At 61.8% G+C, this 12,962-nt stretch carries 14 protein-coding genes and 2 pseudogenes; 3 read left to right on the top strand and 13 right to left on the bottom strand.

The features are described from left to right. Positions 1–10: 10 nt before the first annotated feature. The 5 genes from glmM to QRN16_RS17445 all read right to left on the bottom strand — a co-directional run bounded on the left by glmM (position 11) and on the right by QRN16_RS17445 (position 3,304). Positions 11–1,345, bottom strand: coding sequence for a phosphoglucosamine mutase (gene glmM, locus QRN16_RS17465; protein ID WP_285188573.1), 1,335 nt, complete (start codon positions 1,343–1,345; stop codon positions 11–13). 113 nt (positions 1,346–1,458) lie between these two features. Continuing rightward, on the bottom strand, positions 1,459–1,944 hold the full coding sequence (gene rpsI / locus QRN16_RS17460; protein ID WP_371831715.1) for a 30S ribosomal protein S9: 486 nt from the start codon (positions 1,942–1,944) through the stop codon (positions 1,459–1,461). A 50-nt stretch (positions 1,945–1,994) separates the two neighbouring features. Next, a complete protein-coding gene (gene rplM / locus QRN16_RS17455) occupies positions 1,995–2,438 on the bottom strand; it encodes a 50S ribosomal protein L13 (protein ID WP_027503810.1) in 444 nt (147 codons plus the stop codon). A 184-nt stretch (positions 2,439–2,622) separates the two neighbouring features. Continuing rightward, positions 2,623–3,000, bottom strand: coding sequence for a TraR/DksA family transcriptional regulator (locus tag QRN16_RS17450; protein ID WP_285188569.1), 378 nt, complete (start codon positions 2,998–3,000; stop codon positions 2,623–2,625). 88 nt (positions 3,001–3,088) lie between these two features. Continuing rightward, positions 3,089–3,304: a WXG100 family type VII secretion target gene (locus QRN16_RS17445; protein ID WP_285189014.1), complete on the bottom strand. Its 216-nt coding sequence runs from the start codon at positions 3,302–3,304 to the stop codon at positions 3,089–3,091. 1,430 nt (positions 3,305–4,734) lie between these two features. Between QRN16_RS17445 and QRN16_RS17440 the strand changes: the two genes are divergently transcribed. Continuing rightward, a complete protein-coding gene (locus QRN16_RS17440) occupies positions 4,735–5,139 on the top strand; it encodes a hypothetical protein (RefSeq protein ID WP_285188567.1) in 405 nt (134 codons plus the stop codon). Positions 5,140–5,197: 58 nt separating this feature from the next. On the opposite strand, the pseudogene QRN16_RS17435 reads toward QRN16_RS17440, so the two are convergent. Beyond that, positions 5,198–5,494, bottom strand: a pseudogene (locus tag QRN16_RS17435) (hypothetical protein); the annotation flags it as partial. Positions 5,495–5,552: 58 nt separating this feature from the next. Between QRN16_RS17435 and QRN16_RS17430 the strand changes: the two are divergent. Then, the gene (locus tag QRN16_RS17430; protein WP_285188565.1) at positions 5,553–6,488 is read left to right on the top strand and encodes a hypothetical protein; all 936 of its coding nucleotides are present in this window, start codon (positions 5,553–5,555) and stop codon (positions 6,486–6,488) included. Between the two features lie 33 nt (positions 6,489–6,521). On the opposite strand, the gene QRN16_RS17425 is transcribed toward QRN16_RS17430, so the two are convergent. Both QRN16_RS17425 and QRN16_RS21820 read right to left on the bottom strand, forming a co-directional pair. Beyond that, positions 6,522–7,553, bottom strand: a complete 1,032-nt coding sequence (locus QRN16_RS17425; RefSeq protein ID WP_285188563.1) for a hypothetical protein — start codon at positions 7,551–7,553, stop codon at positions 6,522–6,524. 549 nt (positions 7,554–8,102) lie between these two features. After that, positions 8,103–8,519: pseudogene (locus QRN16_RS21820) on the bottom strand (recombinase family protein). 149 nt (positions 8,520–8,668) lie between these two features. On the opposite strand from QRN16_RS21820, the gene QRN16_RS17415 reads away from it, so the two are divergent. Further along, the gene (locus tag QRN16_RS17415; RefSeq protein WP_285188560.1) at positions 8,669–9,130 is read left to right on the top strand and encodes a hypothetical protein; all 462 of its coding nucleotides are present in this window, start codon (positions 8,669–8,671) and stop codon (positions 9,128–9,130) included. On the opposite strand, the gene QRN16_RS17410 is transcribed toward QRN16_RS17415, so the two are convergent. The 5 genes from QRN16_RS17410 to rpsD all read right to left on the bottom strand — a co-directional run bounded on the left by QRN16_RS17410 (position 9,115) and on the right by rpsD (position 12,945). Next, the gene (locus QRN16_RS17410; RefSeq protein ID WP_285188558.1) at positions 9,115–9,624 is read right to left on the bottom strand and encodes an NADPH-dependent FMN reductase; all 510 of its coding nucleotides are present in this window, start codon (positions 9,622–9,624) and stop codon (positions 9,115–9,117) included. The genes QRN16_RS17415 and QRN16_RS17410 overlap by 16 nt on opposite strands. Before the next feature lie 10 nt (positions 9,625–9,634). Further along, positions 9,635–10,474 carry a tRNA pseudouridine(38-40) synthase TruA gene (gene truA / locus QRN16_RS17405; protein ID WP_350310218.1) on the bottom strand — a complete coding sequence of 280 codons (840 nt, stop codon included), beginning with the start codon at positions 10,472–10,474 and terminating at the stop codon, positions 9,635–9,637. A 62-nt stretch (positions 10,475–10,536) separates the two neighbouring features. Further along, entirely contained in the window at positions 10,537–11,124 is a 588-nt protein-coding gene (gene rplQ / locus QRN16_RS17400; protein WP_027503821.1) for a 50S ribosomal protein L17, read from the bottom strand. Positions 11,125–11,163: 39 nt separating this feature from the next. Beyond that, positions 11,164–12,225 (bottom strand): DNA-directed RNA polymerase subunit alpha, encoded by a 1,062-nt coding sequence (locus QRN16_RS17395; RefSeq protein WP_027503822.1) that lies wholly within the window; start codon positions 12,223–12,225, stop codon positions 11,164–11,166. 114 nt (positions 12,226–12,339) lie between these two features. Continuing rightward, positions 12,340–12,945, bottom strand: coding sequence for a 30S ribosomal protein S4 (rpsD, locus tag QRN16_RS17390; RefSeq protein WP_027503823.1), 606 nt, complete (start codon positions 12,943–12,945; stop codon positions 12,340–12,342). Positions 12,946–12,962: the final 17 nt, after the last annotated feature.

Below are 12,962 nucleotides of genomic sequence, written 5' to 3'. Positions count from 1 at the left end.
GGCCGAGACGTCAGACGGCGCCGACCACATCCGCGATGTGGTCGGCGAGCCGGCGGGCGGTGTCTGCAGTGTCCGCTTCCACCATCACGCGGACGAGCTGCTCGGTTCCCGAGGGACGCAACAGCACTCGCCCCTCTCGTCCGAGCTCGTCCTCTGCACGGGTCACCGCATCCTGCACGAGCGGAGCCGACGTCGCGGCGGACTTGTCCTGCACGGGCACGTTGATCAGCACCTGGGGCAGCGTGCGCATGACGGACGCGAGGTCCTCGAGGGTGCGTCCCGTCTCGGCCATTCTGGCCATGATCTGCAGGCCCGTCAGCACACCGTCACCGGTGGTGCCGAAGGCGGGCAGGACGATGTGCCCCGACTGCTCACCGCCGAGTCCATAATTGCCGGCGCGCAGTTCTTCGAGAACGTAGCGATCGCCGACAGCGGTGGTGCGCACCGTGATTCCGGCGTCACGCATCGCGATGTGAAGTCCGAGATTGCTCATGACGGTGGCGACCAGCGTGTCGTCGGGAAGCTCGCCGCGCTGGTGCATCGCGATCGCGAGGATCGCCATGATCGCGTCCCCGTCGACCACGGCGCCGCTCGCGTCCACTGCGAGACAGCGGTCCGCGTCGCCGTCGTGGGCGAGTCCGAGGTCTGCGCCGTGCTCGACGACGGCCTTCTGCACCACGTCGAGGTGAGTGGACCCGCATCCGTCGTTGATGTTGAGGCCGTCCGGGTCTGCGTTGATGGCGATCACGGTCGCGCCCGCGGCGCGGTAGGCGTCCGGCGCGGCGGTCGAGGCGGCTCCGTGAGCGCAGTCCACGACGACGGTGATGCCGTCGAGGCGTCGGGTGACGATGGTCGCGAGATGGCTCTCGTAGCGGGCGAGGGCGTCCGGGGCCTGTCGCACGCGGCCGATGGAGGCACCGACGGGGCCCGTGGCGGGCGCGTCGAGCAACGCTTCGATGCGGTCCTCCTGGTCGTCGTCCAACTTGTGGCCGCCGGCCGCGAAGAACTTGATGCCGTTGTCGGGCATCGCGTTGTGCGATGCGGAGATCATGACGCCGAGCTGCGCGTCGTAGTCGTCGGTCAAGTAGGCCAGGGCCGGGGTGGGGACGACACCGACCGTGAGGACGTCGACTCCGGCGGAGGACAGTCCGGCCACGATCGCGGCTTCGAGCATCTCGCCGCTCGCGCGCGGGTCCCGTCCCACCACGGCCAGGGGGCGGGTGGTCGACGAGGCGACCTCGCCGAGCACCGCTGCGGCGGCACGGCCGAGTCGTAGTGCGAGGTCTGCCGTCACCTCCTCGTTCGCCAGTCCCCGAACTCCGTCGGTACCGAACAACCGGGCCATGACAGTTACCTCTTCCGAGCAGGTGGAGCGAATGCAGGTGCCGTGACACGAAGCAGGCGCCCGCGGCGGTCCGAGGACCAGCCGGAGCGCCTGCTTCTCCAGAAGTGCTGAGATCAGCGCTTCGAGTACTGCGATGCCTTACGAGCCTTCTTCAGGCCGTACTTCTTGCGCTCCACGGCACGCGGGTCACGCGTGAGGAAGCCGGCCTTCTTGAGGGCGGGGCGATCGTCCGGGGTGACCTCGATGAGGGCACGGGCGATGGCGAGACGCAGGGCGCCTGCCTGGCCGGACGGGCCGCCACCGTGCAGGAGGGCGACGATGTCGAAGCCGTCCGCACGCTCGACGGTGACGAACGGGGACTTGATGAGCTGCTGGTGCACCTTGTTGGGGAAGTAGTCCTCGAGGGTGCGGCCGTTGAGCTTGAAGTCGCCCGAGCCGGGGGTCATGCGCACGCGCACGACGGCTTCCTTACGACGACCGACCGTGGTGACGGGGCGATCGATGTAGATGGCGGGACGAGCGGCTGCCTCGATGTCGGCGACGACCTCGGGCTCCTCGACGGAGACGAACTCGTCGGCGATCTCGACGGAGTCACCGATGGGGACGGTCTCTTCGGCCGTCTCGGTCACGACGTTCTCTTCGGGAGCGGTCACTGGGACACCTGCTTGATCTCGTACGGGACGGGCTGCTGAGCCGTGTGGGGGTGATCGGGACCTGCGTAGACCTTGAGCTTGCCGGCGATCTGGTTGCCGAGCTTGGTCTTGGGGATCATGCCCTTGATGGCCTTCTCCACGACGCGGTCGGGGTTCTTGTCCAGAACCTCACCGATGCTGCGCGCACGGAGACCGCCCGGGAAGCCCGAGTGGTGGTAGTGGAACTTGTCGGTCCGCTTGTTGCCGCTGATCGCGACCTTCTCAGCGTTGATGACGATGACGAAGTCTCCGCCGTCGAGGTTGGGGGAATACGTGGGCTTGTGCTTGCCACGCAGCAGAGTTGCTGCCTGGACTGCGAGGCGGCCGAGAACGACGTCGGTGGCATCGATCACGTGCCAGGTCCGGGTGACATCCCCGGCCTTTTGGCTGTACGTGGACACAGAACTTCCTTGTCTCATCGCTGATGGTGCTGGCCAGGCGCGTGGTCGATCGTCTCGGCGGCCAGTGGAGACCCGAGGGACCGGTATCGGTCGTGCATGACGACTCGATGTACCGAACGCCAACGGTGTACCTTACCGGCCCACGTACTGGCAGGTCAAAACCCCCAGGTCGAACCCTGAACCGTCACCGTCGACGAGAGGTGCAGTCGATGCACCGCCGCGCCGTCGGCAGCGCGTCCAGCCGCGCCTCCGCGATGGCTCCCCCACACACTTCACACACTCCGTAGGTTCCCCGCTCGACGCGCAGCTCCGCGTCGTCGAGCTCGCGGAGTTCGTCGCGAGCTTCCCGCGACATGGACGCGATGGCGGCGCGCTCGAAGGCGATGGTCGAGCCCTCGGGGTCGTGTTCGTCGTCGTCGGTGGTCCACCGGGATCCCTCGACGATGGTCTGGTGCTGACGCGCGAGAGAGACGATGCGCGCCTCGGTCGCAGCGCGTTCGGATGCGACACGCGCGCGTGCGCGTGCCTTGTCGGCGGGCTGGGCATACGGCGGATCGGTCATGTCGACCTCCATCATCCTCCGAACGCAGGACGTAGCGGAGAACCGGACACCCCCCACACCCCGGTTCTCCGCCACGCCCTCCTTCACGTCAGGGGAACATCCCCCGATTGGCCGCCTCACGAGCCTGCATGTCGGCATTGCCCTGCCCGACCGCGCGTCCTACCGATTCGAGGACCTGGTTGAGCTCGAGCGCCGCCGAGTCCCACTGCCGCTGCTTGTCCTGGTAGGACTCCGACGCGGCACCTTCCCAGTCCGCGACGAGCGGCGAGATCACATGACGCAGCTCGTCCAGCTTGCTGTTCAGCGTGGCCTACTTCGCGTTGATCTGGCCGGTGACCTGATCGATCGCTCCGAGTACGTACCTCCTGGCCATAGATCCTTTCCGTCGATCGTGTGGGTCGGTCAGAGGTTGAGTGATCCGCCGGCAGCGGTCACCGAACGCGTGTTGTCGTCGTCCGACGCGCCGTTCGCCGTCCCGCTGGACTTGATCGCGTCTCCGATGGAGCCGAGAGCGACTTAGAGCCTGTTGGCTCATGTATGGAGTCCACCGTTGAAGCCACTGGGCTACGGCTTCTACGAACCGGTCACCGGCCTACGAACTACAATCCTGGAATGCATCGTCGGCACAAGCCAGGTAGTAGACGCGCGTCGCACTACCGAGCGTTCCGACCTCGTACCGGCGATGACAAGACTCAAAATGAGACCAACGCTAAATTGTGGCGTTGGATTCAGCGCAACCCCGTGGTCGTCCTGAGTGCGGTCATAGCGTTCATCGCTGGTTCCAAAATACTTAGGTTTACGGGCGGCAACCCTCAGGCAATGAATGCAGTGGCCCAGTCTCTCAATCTGCTCTCACTTGCCTACGCTGTCATCTTGCCATACGCACCCATGGCTATAGTTTTCGCGGGATCGCTCTTCCTAGCCCGATACTTCGTAAACCATGACAGACGTGCGTACCATATGAACGCGGTGACCCTGACAATCATTCTGGCTCTCACCATAGTCCCGATGTTGTATTGCCCAATCTTGTGGGCAATTGTAATACCACTCGGATTTACCGTGATCGAACTTCTACAACGACGCGCTTATACCAGAAATAAAACGAGGTCAAATGAAGTTTTGCCGACAAAAGAGCAAGTTGTTACCTCCGTCGCACTAACTCTAATAATTGTCGCTATGGCCATATGGACTCCAACCCCTTGGTTAACCACCGAGAAGGTCAAACTCTCGGATAATAGCGACATAACAGCCGTCACGCTGAGTTCGGATGTGAGGTGGACGACACTAATCGAGCCAGGTAAAGAGGTCTTACGGTTTGAAAAAACGCCCGATATTCTGGATCGTCAACCCTGTCACGAATCAGACGGCTTAATCTTTGAAAGTGTCGCTGCGTTGAATTGGAATAGAAACATGCCGCCATGCCCCGAATAAGCACTGAAAAACAAATGGTCGTGTCAGCCGCATTGGTAACCGCCGGAGGCGTCATCTCCTTATGCTCAGCCGTACTGCAATACTCGTACTCGACTGTCCTCGGTGCAGTGACCCCATACTTCCCTCTCGCCGGTCCGGCACTGGGCGTATTTTTCGTTTACCTAGGATGGAAAAAGACGCATCTTGACGCAACATCCCGCGACCTTCAGAACTGGCGTCGCACGCAACTAACTGATGCTGCGATTGCTTTTTACCAGTGTCTCGACGATGTCGAAAACCTCACGCGGGAGATAGCCACGCACGATGATTGGTCAAGATGAACACGCGCGTTTTGAACAGTTGGGGACGGCAGTATCCAAACTCACCTCTGCGCAAACAATTTTTGGCCTCATAGCATCCAAGCCTTACGCAGATCTATGCTTCGACATTGCGCTTTTCAGCATTGATCTGCAGCGATACGCTTTATATGCTTTACCCGCTAGGCAGCCAGCAACGGACACACACCTTACAAACTTCAATTCTGCACGCACGATTCTGACAGAAGTTCGTGGCGACCTCCAAGCCATGACAAAGTTTGAGGTTGGCGCACTAGAATTTTCTTTTCACAATAAGGCTGGGTTTGAGTCCATCCGCCGTGAGTTCAATAAACGCGTTAACGCTCTTAGAAAGCAGGAGCCAGAAAAGTTCCTAGAGGAGGACTTGAAATGATTTGGTGGTTTGAATGGATCAAGGTTGGCGCAACGCTAGTCGGCCCACCGCTAGCGGACGACCGCCCGAACCTTCCGATCGCGACGAAGAGATCCGCGGATTCGTGGAAACGACTGATTAATTCGGAGAACTCGTCGACCACCACGAAGAGCGCGGGCAACGGAGCCAGCGGTGCGCCGGAGAGGCGAGCTCTGGAGTAGTCGGACACGTTCGCGAAGTTCCCGACCGATCGCAGGAACTCCTGTCGGCGGCTCATCTCGCCCGCGAGGGCGTCCCGCATCCTCTCGACCATTCCTGCTTCCTCGGACAGGTTGGTGATCACCGCGGCGACATGCGGCGCCGAGTCGAGTCCAATCGAACAGCGGAAAATGCACCCTAGAGCGCATGACGAGGCGGCTCGCTAGTGTGTACTGGTGCCCCTGATCCAAGTGATCCAAATTGCCATAGTGGCGGTTGCAGCGCTTGTCGGCCTGCCTGCAGCGTTCAAGGCATATTCTGAGCGGAGTCGCTTGGAGACTAGAGCAAAGGTCGCTCTAGAACTGTCCGACAAAGTGGATCGCGGCGTGGCGGGCTGGGCTCAGCTCAGGCGTAATTCGGACGACGCCGTTCTGAGGTTGGCCTTCCTCCTTGAGTATCCGAGAACAATCCGTCGGCGTGTTCCAACGTTCAGTTTCGCGACTGTAATGGTCGCAGCATCGCTGGCAATGCTTCTACTTCTTCGCGACGGGCGTAGCTGGCTCGTATGGGGCCTTATTGCGCTCGAATTCGGCGCGGGCTTCATATCCCACTTCTCATTCCGGAACACTATGGCCGCCGATCGCCTCATCTTCGCTTTGTTTTCGGAGCTAAGGGCACCAACGGGACTGCACTATCCAAAGGCCAAACTTATCAGCAAGCAGTGGGTGCCCGGCGTTGGAGACGTCTTCGACATCGCCGCGTCAATACGCGACCGGTCGGCGGACATTGCGTGTGACACAAAGTTCATGACGACGGTTGAAGCGTGCAACGTAGCCAGAATCGATGCAGAAGAAACAATTCGGGACTTAGTACGCCGCATACGGCGTCTACGAGTGAAAAACTTTTATAAGGGCCGTATTGTAATTCCTCTTCGGCAGATTAGAGTTTGGTACGTGCTTGCGGTCCATTATGTAAAACGCGAAGTTAACTACCGCCGCGCAGTTCGTCTTGTCAAAAAGAACCGTTCCAATGCAACGCCCCATCTGCAAGCGGCAATGGACGCGAAACTGACAACCCTAAAATTACTCGCACGTGGCGATCCAACTAGCGTCCGCGCAGTCATGGAAGCCGCCGAGAGAGAATCAACCAATATTTCCGACAAGGAACATTGAATCAAGACTTCAATTGACAACGCACGGTTGGCTTCAGGACTTACGGCGAACAAGTTCATGAATGCTGTTCGCTCTCTTACCTATAACGAAAGCTGTTAACGCGACGCCAGCTCCCAGGGTCCAGACGCGTGCTGACCTAGCAGAAAGCGGACTTCGGCCGACCATCCTCGAAGAGGGTGTGTCGCCCTGAGGACGTTTGGGTTCCGAAGTCGTCGAGGGCAGATACTCCAAGAACGCCCTTAACCGACGCAACTCTTTATTGACTTCCATCCCCAGAGATAAGAACGAAATTATCGTTACTGCCAGAAGCGCAATCAGGCCCAGGTTAAAATACCTGACAAACGGATCCGTAAGCGCAAAACTTGAATCACCGGTTCGGCGTGCAGCAATGAATGATCCGATCAACGACGCTGATGCGTAGAAAAATAGGATGGGACTGACCAAAAGCCACCACGCGCCAATTCCTTGTCTGACCTTTTTCATGCCCGAAGCAATTCCCGCCCGCGAGAATGTGTCAACTTTGGGGGGTTCCGTATCTGCGCTCGGAACGGGCTTCTGATCTTGGAGTGGACGTAGCCGCAAGGTGCCGGACTCATAGAATTCTACGGCAGCGGCGGCCCTATCAACGCAAGCTACGACAAATAGTTGAACGGCGATCGGAGCAAATATCAGCACGATGACAGGGAGCATAATTGCAACATCCGGCGTTCCAAGGACGTCGATGACAAACGTGTCGAAGCTGAACCCATCGTATTTATGCGCATACATGACACCCCGATAACTCAGGTCATAACCCATATAAGCGATCGCCATCACGGGAATCCACGGCCACACATATCTCCACACACCGAACAGTTGCCGAGCAAGCAACCTAGCAACTGTCGCGGTGTAGTGGTTCGCGATCGCCGGTCGTTGCGGAGCACCTTCTGGCAGTCCTGCTGCTGCTTCCTTCAACAAGTCTGCCCGCCGTCTTAGGCGCCTCGTTTCGCTCAGGCCGGCCAGTAAGCCAAGTGCCGTAAGCACGCTGACGACCAGGGCGGCTACCTCCGAAGGCGATCCGAGCATGTGATGAACCTACCTCGTTACGACGCAACAAATTACAGGCATGCTGTTCCGACGTATCAGCATAAGGACCGGGGAGATGTTCTGCACGTGGCCGGCCTCGGAGATCACTGCAGGAGGAACCTGCGCAATCTCGCGACATCCTTTGAGTCCACGATGAACTCAAAATAGTCACAGTCCTCAGGCCGGGCCCCGACTGATCCAGTGGAACCGGTCAGAATAAGGGATCCATCAGATTGCCTCAAGAGTTCGCAAGTGCCAGAAACGACGACTGGAGTGCCGTCGATCGTGGTTGCAGGCCAGTTCGATTCGATCCAAAGCTGATCATTGTCCATAACTGCGACCTTCCTGGAGTTCGACTGCGCGCTGACTGATCAAGACTTTGCGTATGACACTGGGCTGCCAGCGCCCACCACGAGCCGCTGGCTCACCGTCGGCGATGAGACGGTCTGTAATGGCTTGCAGGGTCGAGCCGTCACGACGCTCGCCTATTATCCGAGTGACCAACTCGTCCGGGAGCACCTGTGGCGCCCCTACACGTTCACCCCGCGCTTACTTGGCAGCGAGCGCAGCTTCGGTTCGCTCGCCGATCTTGGCTCGTTCATTCTCGGCGACACCCGCAATAACCACCAGTTGCAGGCGATCGTTCGAATTCGAACTATCGAGGTCCCTGTCGCAAATGTAGATCGCGCCCGGGTGATCGCGATCTAGGTTCAAGACGTCTCCTGCATCCCGCCCAATTCGATCGAAACGCGCGACCATCAGCCGCTACGCTCGGCCTTCGTCGAGGGTCGCCAACGCCAGAGGGAAGACGGGCCGTCGGTGAACCTGAACCCGGCCAGACACCGCCGTTGCAACGTGCCACTCAACCACACGCCACGCCTTCTTCGCAGCGCCCTCAAGGATGGCGGTTCGCTGCGCCTCCAGTCCAAGCCTCGAGACCGCCCGCTCGTCCGTCGAGCAGCGCATGTAGCCCACGGCGGTTCCCGGCAGAGCCTGGCGACGACGCTTTCGCTGGTTGGTCACCTCTGAATCTTGCACCAAAGGGCCCGTTGGTGTTTCCTGTCGCGGGTTGCGGTCAGATACTCGGTGTCGACGGACACGGATCAGCGGTCGCCATGCGCGTCTACGGGCCTGCAATTCGGTCGATCAGGGTGCGGGCGGAGTTGTACCTGGTGCATCAGATCGTCTTCCGCGCAGTGGCCATCGGTGCGACCGTCGTCGTCGTCACCGATCGTCACCACGCGTGGCGTCATCTCGCTGCGTCCGTGGCGGACTCCGGAACGCTGAGCGTGGTCGCGGTCGAATCCTCGCAGGGTCACGACGCAGACCTCGTCGTCGCGGACCATCCCTCCGTCCGGCCCGTTCCCACCGGTTCCACTGTCCTCCACGTCGATACCGACCGACGATCCGGCGACGCGGACATCCAGGACGACCAGGCGGACTCGATCGGCGATCATGTCGTCGTCACCGTCGGGCACCGGAGTATCGCTCTACGCCTGGTGACCACTGCCGCGGAAACGGAAGCCATCGGCCGTCCGCGAACGAGTATCCGTCAGCGAAGTCACGTACCCGGGTAGGTCGACGCGTCGCCCCGACGCCACCACCACAGTTGGTCGATCATGCGAGCGGCGGCGTCCATGGCGGCTCCGTCAGTCGTGTCACCGTTCTCGTCGAAGGCCTTTTTCACGCGCGCGAACAGCGGTGCGTCTCTCACCGACGCCATGTGAAGTTCGGCGACGACCTGTCGCAGCTGTTCCACAGCTCTCGCTCCCCCGGCCGAGCCACCGTAGGACACGAAACCCACAGGCTTGCCGCGCCATTCGTACTTCACCAAGTCGAGGGCACCCTTCAGCGCTGCGGAGTACCCGTGGTTGTACTCGGGCGTCACCAGAACGAACGCGTCGCACTCCCCGACCCACTGTGTGAAACCGCCGTCGTCGTCCCCTAGATCTCGGACCCGCACCTCGAACCGGCCGTCGGCGACGGCCTGCCGGACGAACCACGCCGCGACGGTCGGACCGATTCGCCCTTCGCGGACACTGCCGATGATCACGCCGAGAACTGGTGCCATACCGCCGAGATTAACCGCAGCAGCCGCCGGGCATCGACCGCGTCGCTCGCGTCGTCACGTTGCGTTCCGCCAGCCGATCCTCTGCCGGGTAGTCGACGCGCACCAGACACAGCCCGTGAGCAGGGGCCACGGTGATCGAGCTGGACCTGGCATCGCTGGACAACAGGCCGCGTACCCACGTCAGGTCACGGCGTCCTTCGCCCACAGCCAGCATCGCCCCGACCAGGGAACGCACCATCGACCAGCAGAACGCGTCCGCGCTCACGTGCGCGGTGAGATCGTCGCCGTCCCGCACCCAGTCGAAGCGCTGCAGCTCCCGCACGGTGGTGGCACCGTCACGGCGCTTGCAGAAGGCGACGAAATCGTGGAGGCCGACGAGGGTCGACGATGCCTCCTGCATCGCCGCCACGTCGAGTGTGCGGGTCCACGGCACCACGAAACCCGCTCGGAGGGGCGGAGTTCCGTAGGGCGCGGTGGACAATCGATACTCGTAGTGCCGCCGCAGTGCGGAGAACCGGGCGTCGAAATCGTCGGACACGAACGTCACACGCAGGACGCGGACGTCCGTCGGCAGGAAACGCGCGAGTCGCCGCACCAGCAACGACGGGTCGGGTGCGCGGTCGGGATCGCGAGGATCGATGCGGGCCAACGCGGTTCGCGGCACGTCGACGTGGGCGACCTGGCCCTCGGCGTGCACGCCGGCATCCGTCCGCCCGGCCACGGTGAGATCGAGTGGGGTACCGAAGATGGCGGACAGTCGCTCCTCGAGCACACCGCACACGGTCCGTTGGTCGCGTTGTCGAGCCCAGCCGGCGAAGGCAGTGCCGTCGTAGGCGATGTCGAGACGCAAACGAACGAGCCCGCCACCGGTGAGGGTGGCGGGCTCGTCCAGGGAGTCCGTAGTGGACACTCTTACTTCTTGTCTGCCTCATCGGCGTTGGCCGCGTGAGCGTCCTCTGCCTCGACACCCTCGATGACGGCGTCTGCATTCTCGACCTGAGCGTCGGTTGCCTCGGCCTCGACGGCCTCGACGACGTTCTGATCGGATGCAGCCTCGTCAGCGGCGGTCTCGTCGTTCGTGGCGGCAGGCGCGGCCTGCGATGCCTGGACACGACGAGCACGGTCCGCCTCGTTGGACACCGTCTGCTCGCGAACGAGCTCGATGATGGCCTGAGGAGCGTTGTCACCCTTGCGGGGGACGGTCTTGATGATGCGGGTGTAGCCGCCTGCGCGCTCGGCGAAGTGCGGGCCGATCTCTGCGAACAGAGTGTGAACGACGTCCTTGTTGCGGATGTCCTTCATGACCTCACGACGGTGAGCCAGCGAGCCGGCCTTCGCGTGCGTGATGATCTTCTCGGCGTAGGGGCGGAGGCGCTTGGCCTTCGACTCCGTGGTGGTGATCCGTCCGTGCTCGAACAACGCCGTGGCCAGGTTGGCGAGAATCGCCTTCTGGTGCGACGCCGATCCGCCGAGACGGCGACCCTTGGTGGGCTTGGGCATGTCAATCTCTCCTGATCAAGAGCTCGGGACGCGAGTGCGTCAGAGCTGTTCGGTCTCGGCGTAGTCCTGCTCGGCGCCGTCGGCATCGCTCACGGCGGTGTCGGTGTCGCTCCAGGTACCGGTGGCGGCGTCGTATCCGGCGACAGTGCTCGGATCGAACGTCGCGGGGCTGTCCTTGAGCGAGAGGCCGAGCGAGTGCAGCTTGACCTTGACCTCGTCGATGGACTTCTGTCCGAAGTTACGGATGTCCAGCAGATCCGACTCGGTACGGCCGACCAGCTCGCCGACGGTGTGAACACCCTCGCGCTTGAGGCAGTTGTAGGACCGGACGGTGAGGTCCAGATCCTCGATCGGCAGACCGAAGGATGCGATGTGATCGGCCTCGGCGGGCGAGGGTCCGATCTCGATGCCTTCTGCTTCGACGTTGAGCTCACGGGCAAGCCCGAACAGCTCGACCAGGGTCTTGCCCGCCGAGGCGAGCGCGTCCCGCGCGGTGATGGAGTTCTTGGTCTCCACGTCGAGAACGAGCCGATCGAAGTCGGTGCGCTGCTCGACGCGGGTGGCCTCCACCTTGTAGGTCACCTTCAGCACGGGCGAATAGATCGAGTCGACCGGGATACGGCCGATCTCGGCGCCCGACGCCTTGTTCTGAACAGCCGGAACGTATCCGCGGCCACGCTCGACGACTAGCTCGATCTCGAGCTTGCCCTTGTCGTTCAGGGTCGCGATGTGCAGATCCGGGTTGTTCACGGTGACGCCGGCCGGAGGAACGATGTCGCCTGCAGTGACAGTGCCGGGGCCCTGCTTGCGGACGTACATGGTGACCGGCTCGTCCTCTTCCGAAGACACGACGAGACCCTTGAGGTTCAGGATGATGTCGGTGACATCCTCCTTCACGCCGGGGACCGTGGTGAATTCGTGCAGAACGCCGTCGATACGGATGCTGGTGACAGCAGCGCCGGGGATCGACGAGAGAAGCGTGCGGCGAAGCGAGTTGCCGAGGGTGTACCCGAAGCCAGGCTCGAGGGGCTCGATGACGAACTTCGAGCGGTTGTCAGCGATGACCTCTTCGGTCAGCGTGGGTCGCTGAGAAATGAGCATTGATGTCCTCCTGGGAAGAGCGTCCGCTATTTGACGCTCGGGATGTGGCCTACGGCCCCGTGCGCCTTTTGCGTATCCGGAGATACGCGAAAGGCGCACGGGGCGCGAAGCGCCTTACTTCGAGTAGTACTCGACGATGAGCTGCTCGGTCAGCGGGATGTCGATCTGCGAACGCTCCGGCTCCTGGTGGACCAGGATGCGGAGACGGTTCGGAACGACCTGCAGCCAACCGGCAACGGGACGATCGCCGTAGGTCTCGCGGGCGATCTGGAAAGGCAGCGTGCTCAGCGACTTCTCGCGGACGTCGATGATGTCGTACTGCGAGACGCGGTAGCTGGGGATGTCGACCTTCTTGTTGTTGACCAAGAAGTGGCCGTGCGTGACCAACTGGCGTGCCTGACGACGCGTGCGAGCGAGGCCCGCACGGTAGACGACGTTGTCGAGACGCGTCTCGAGGATGCGGAGCAGGTTCTCACCCGTCTTGCCCTTGAGGCGGTTCGCTTCCTTGTAGTACAGCGAGAACTGCTTCTCCATGACGCCGTAGGTGAAGCGTGCCTTCTGCTTCTCCTGCAGCTGGAGCAGGTACTCGCTCTCCTTGATACGCGCGCGGCCGTGTTGGCCGGGCGGGTACGGGCGACGCTCGAAGGCCTGGTCGCCTCCGACGAGGTCGACGCGCAGTCGACGCGACTTGCGGGTGATGGGTCCGGTATAACGAGCCATGTTCTGTTACTTCCTTC

The organism is Rhodococcus sp. MEB041 (assembly GCF_030208955.1).
In the GTDB taxonomy this organism is placed as follows: Bacteria; Actinomycetota; Actinomycetes; order Mycobacteriales; family Mycobacteriaceae; genus Rhodococcoides.
The sequence above is the reverse complement of the archived record's forward strand: the minus strand, read 5'-3'. Positions and strand labels throughout refer to the sequence as shown.

Excerpts from the sequence above, each read along its gene's own strand:
- glmM (WP_285188573.1), bottom strand. The coding sequence starts at position 1,345 with ATGGCCCGGTTGTTCGGTACCGACGGAGTTCGGGGACTGGCGAACGAG.
- QRN16_RS17450 (WP_285188569.1), bottom strand. The coding sequence starts at position 3,000 with ATGACCGATCCGCCGTATGCCCAGCCCGCCGACAAGGCACGCGCACGC.
- QRN16_RS17440 (WP_285188567.1), top strand. The coding sequence starts at position 4,735 with ATGATTGGTCAAGATGAACACGCGCGTTTTGAACAGTTGGGGACGGCA.
- QRN16_RS17425 (WP_285188563.1), bottom strand. The coding sequence starts at position 7,553 with ATGCTCGGATCGCCTTCGGAGGTAGCCGCCCTGGTCGTCAGCGTGCTT.
- QRN16_RS17415 (WP_285188560.1), top strand. The coding sequence starts at position 8,669 with ATGCGCGTCTACGGGCCTGCAATTCGGTCGATCAGGGTGCGGGCGGAG.
- QRN16_RS17410 (WP_285188558.1), bottom strand. The coding sequence starts at position 9,624 with ATGGCACCAGTTCTCGGCGTGATCATCGGCAGTGTCCGCGAAGGGCGA.
- rplQ (WP_027503821.1), bottom strand. The coding sequence starts at position 11,124 with ATGCCCAAGCCCACCAAGGGTCGCCGTCTCGGCGGATCGGCGTCGCAC.
- QRN16_RS17395 (WP_027503822.1), bottom strand. The coding sequence starts at position 12,225 with ATGCTCATTTCTCAGCGACCCACGCTGACCGAAGAGGTCATCGCTGAC.
- rpsD (WP_027503823.1), bottom strand. The coding sequence starts at position 12,945 with ATGGCTCGTTATACCGGACCCATCACCCGCAAGTCGCGTCGACTGCGC.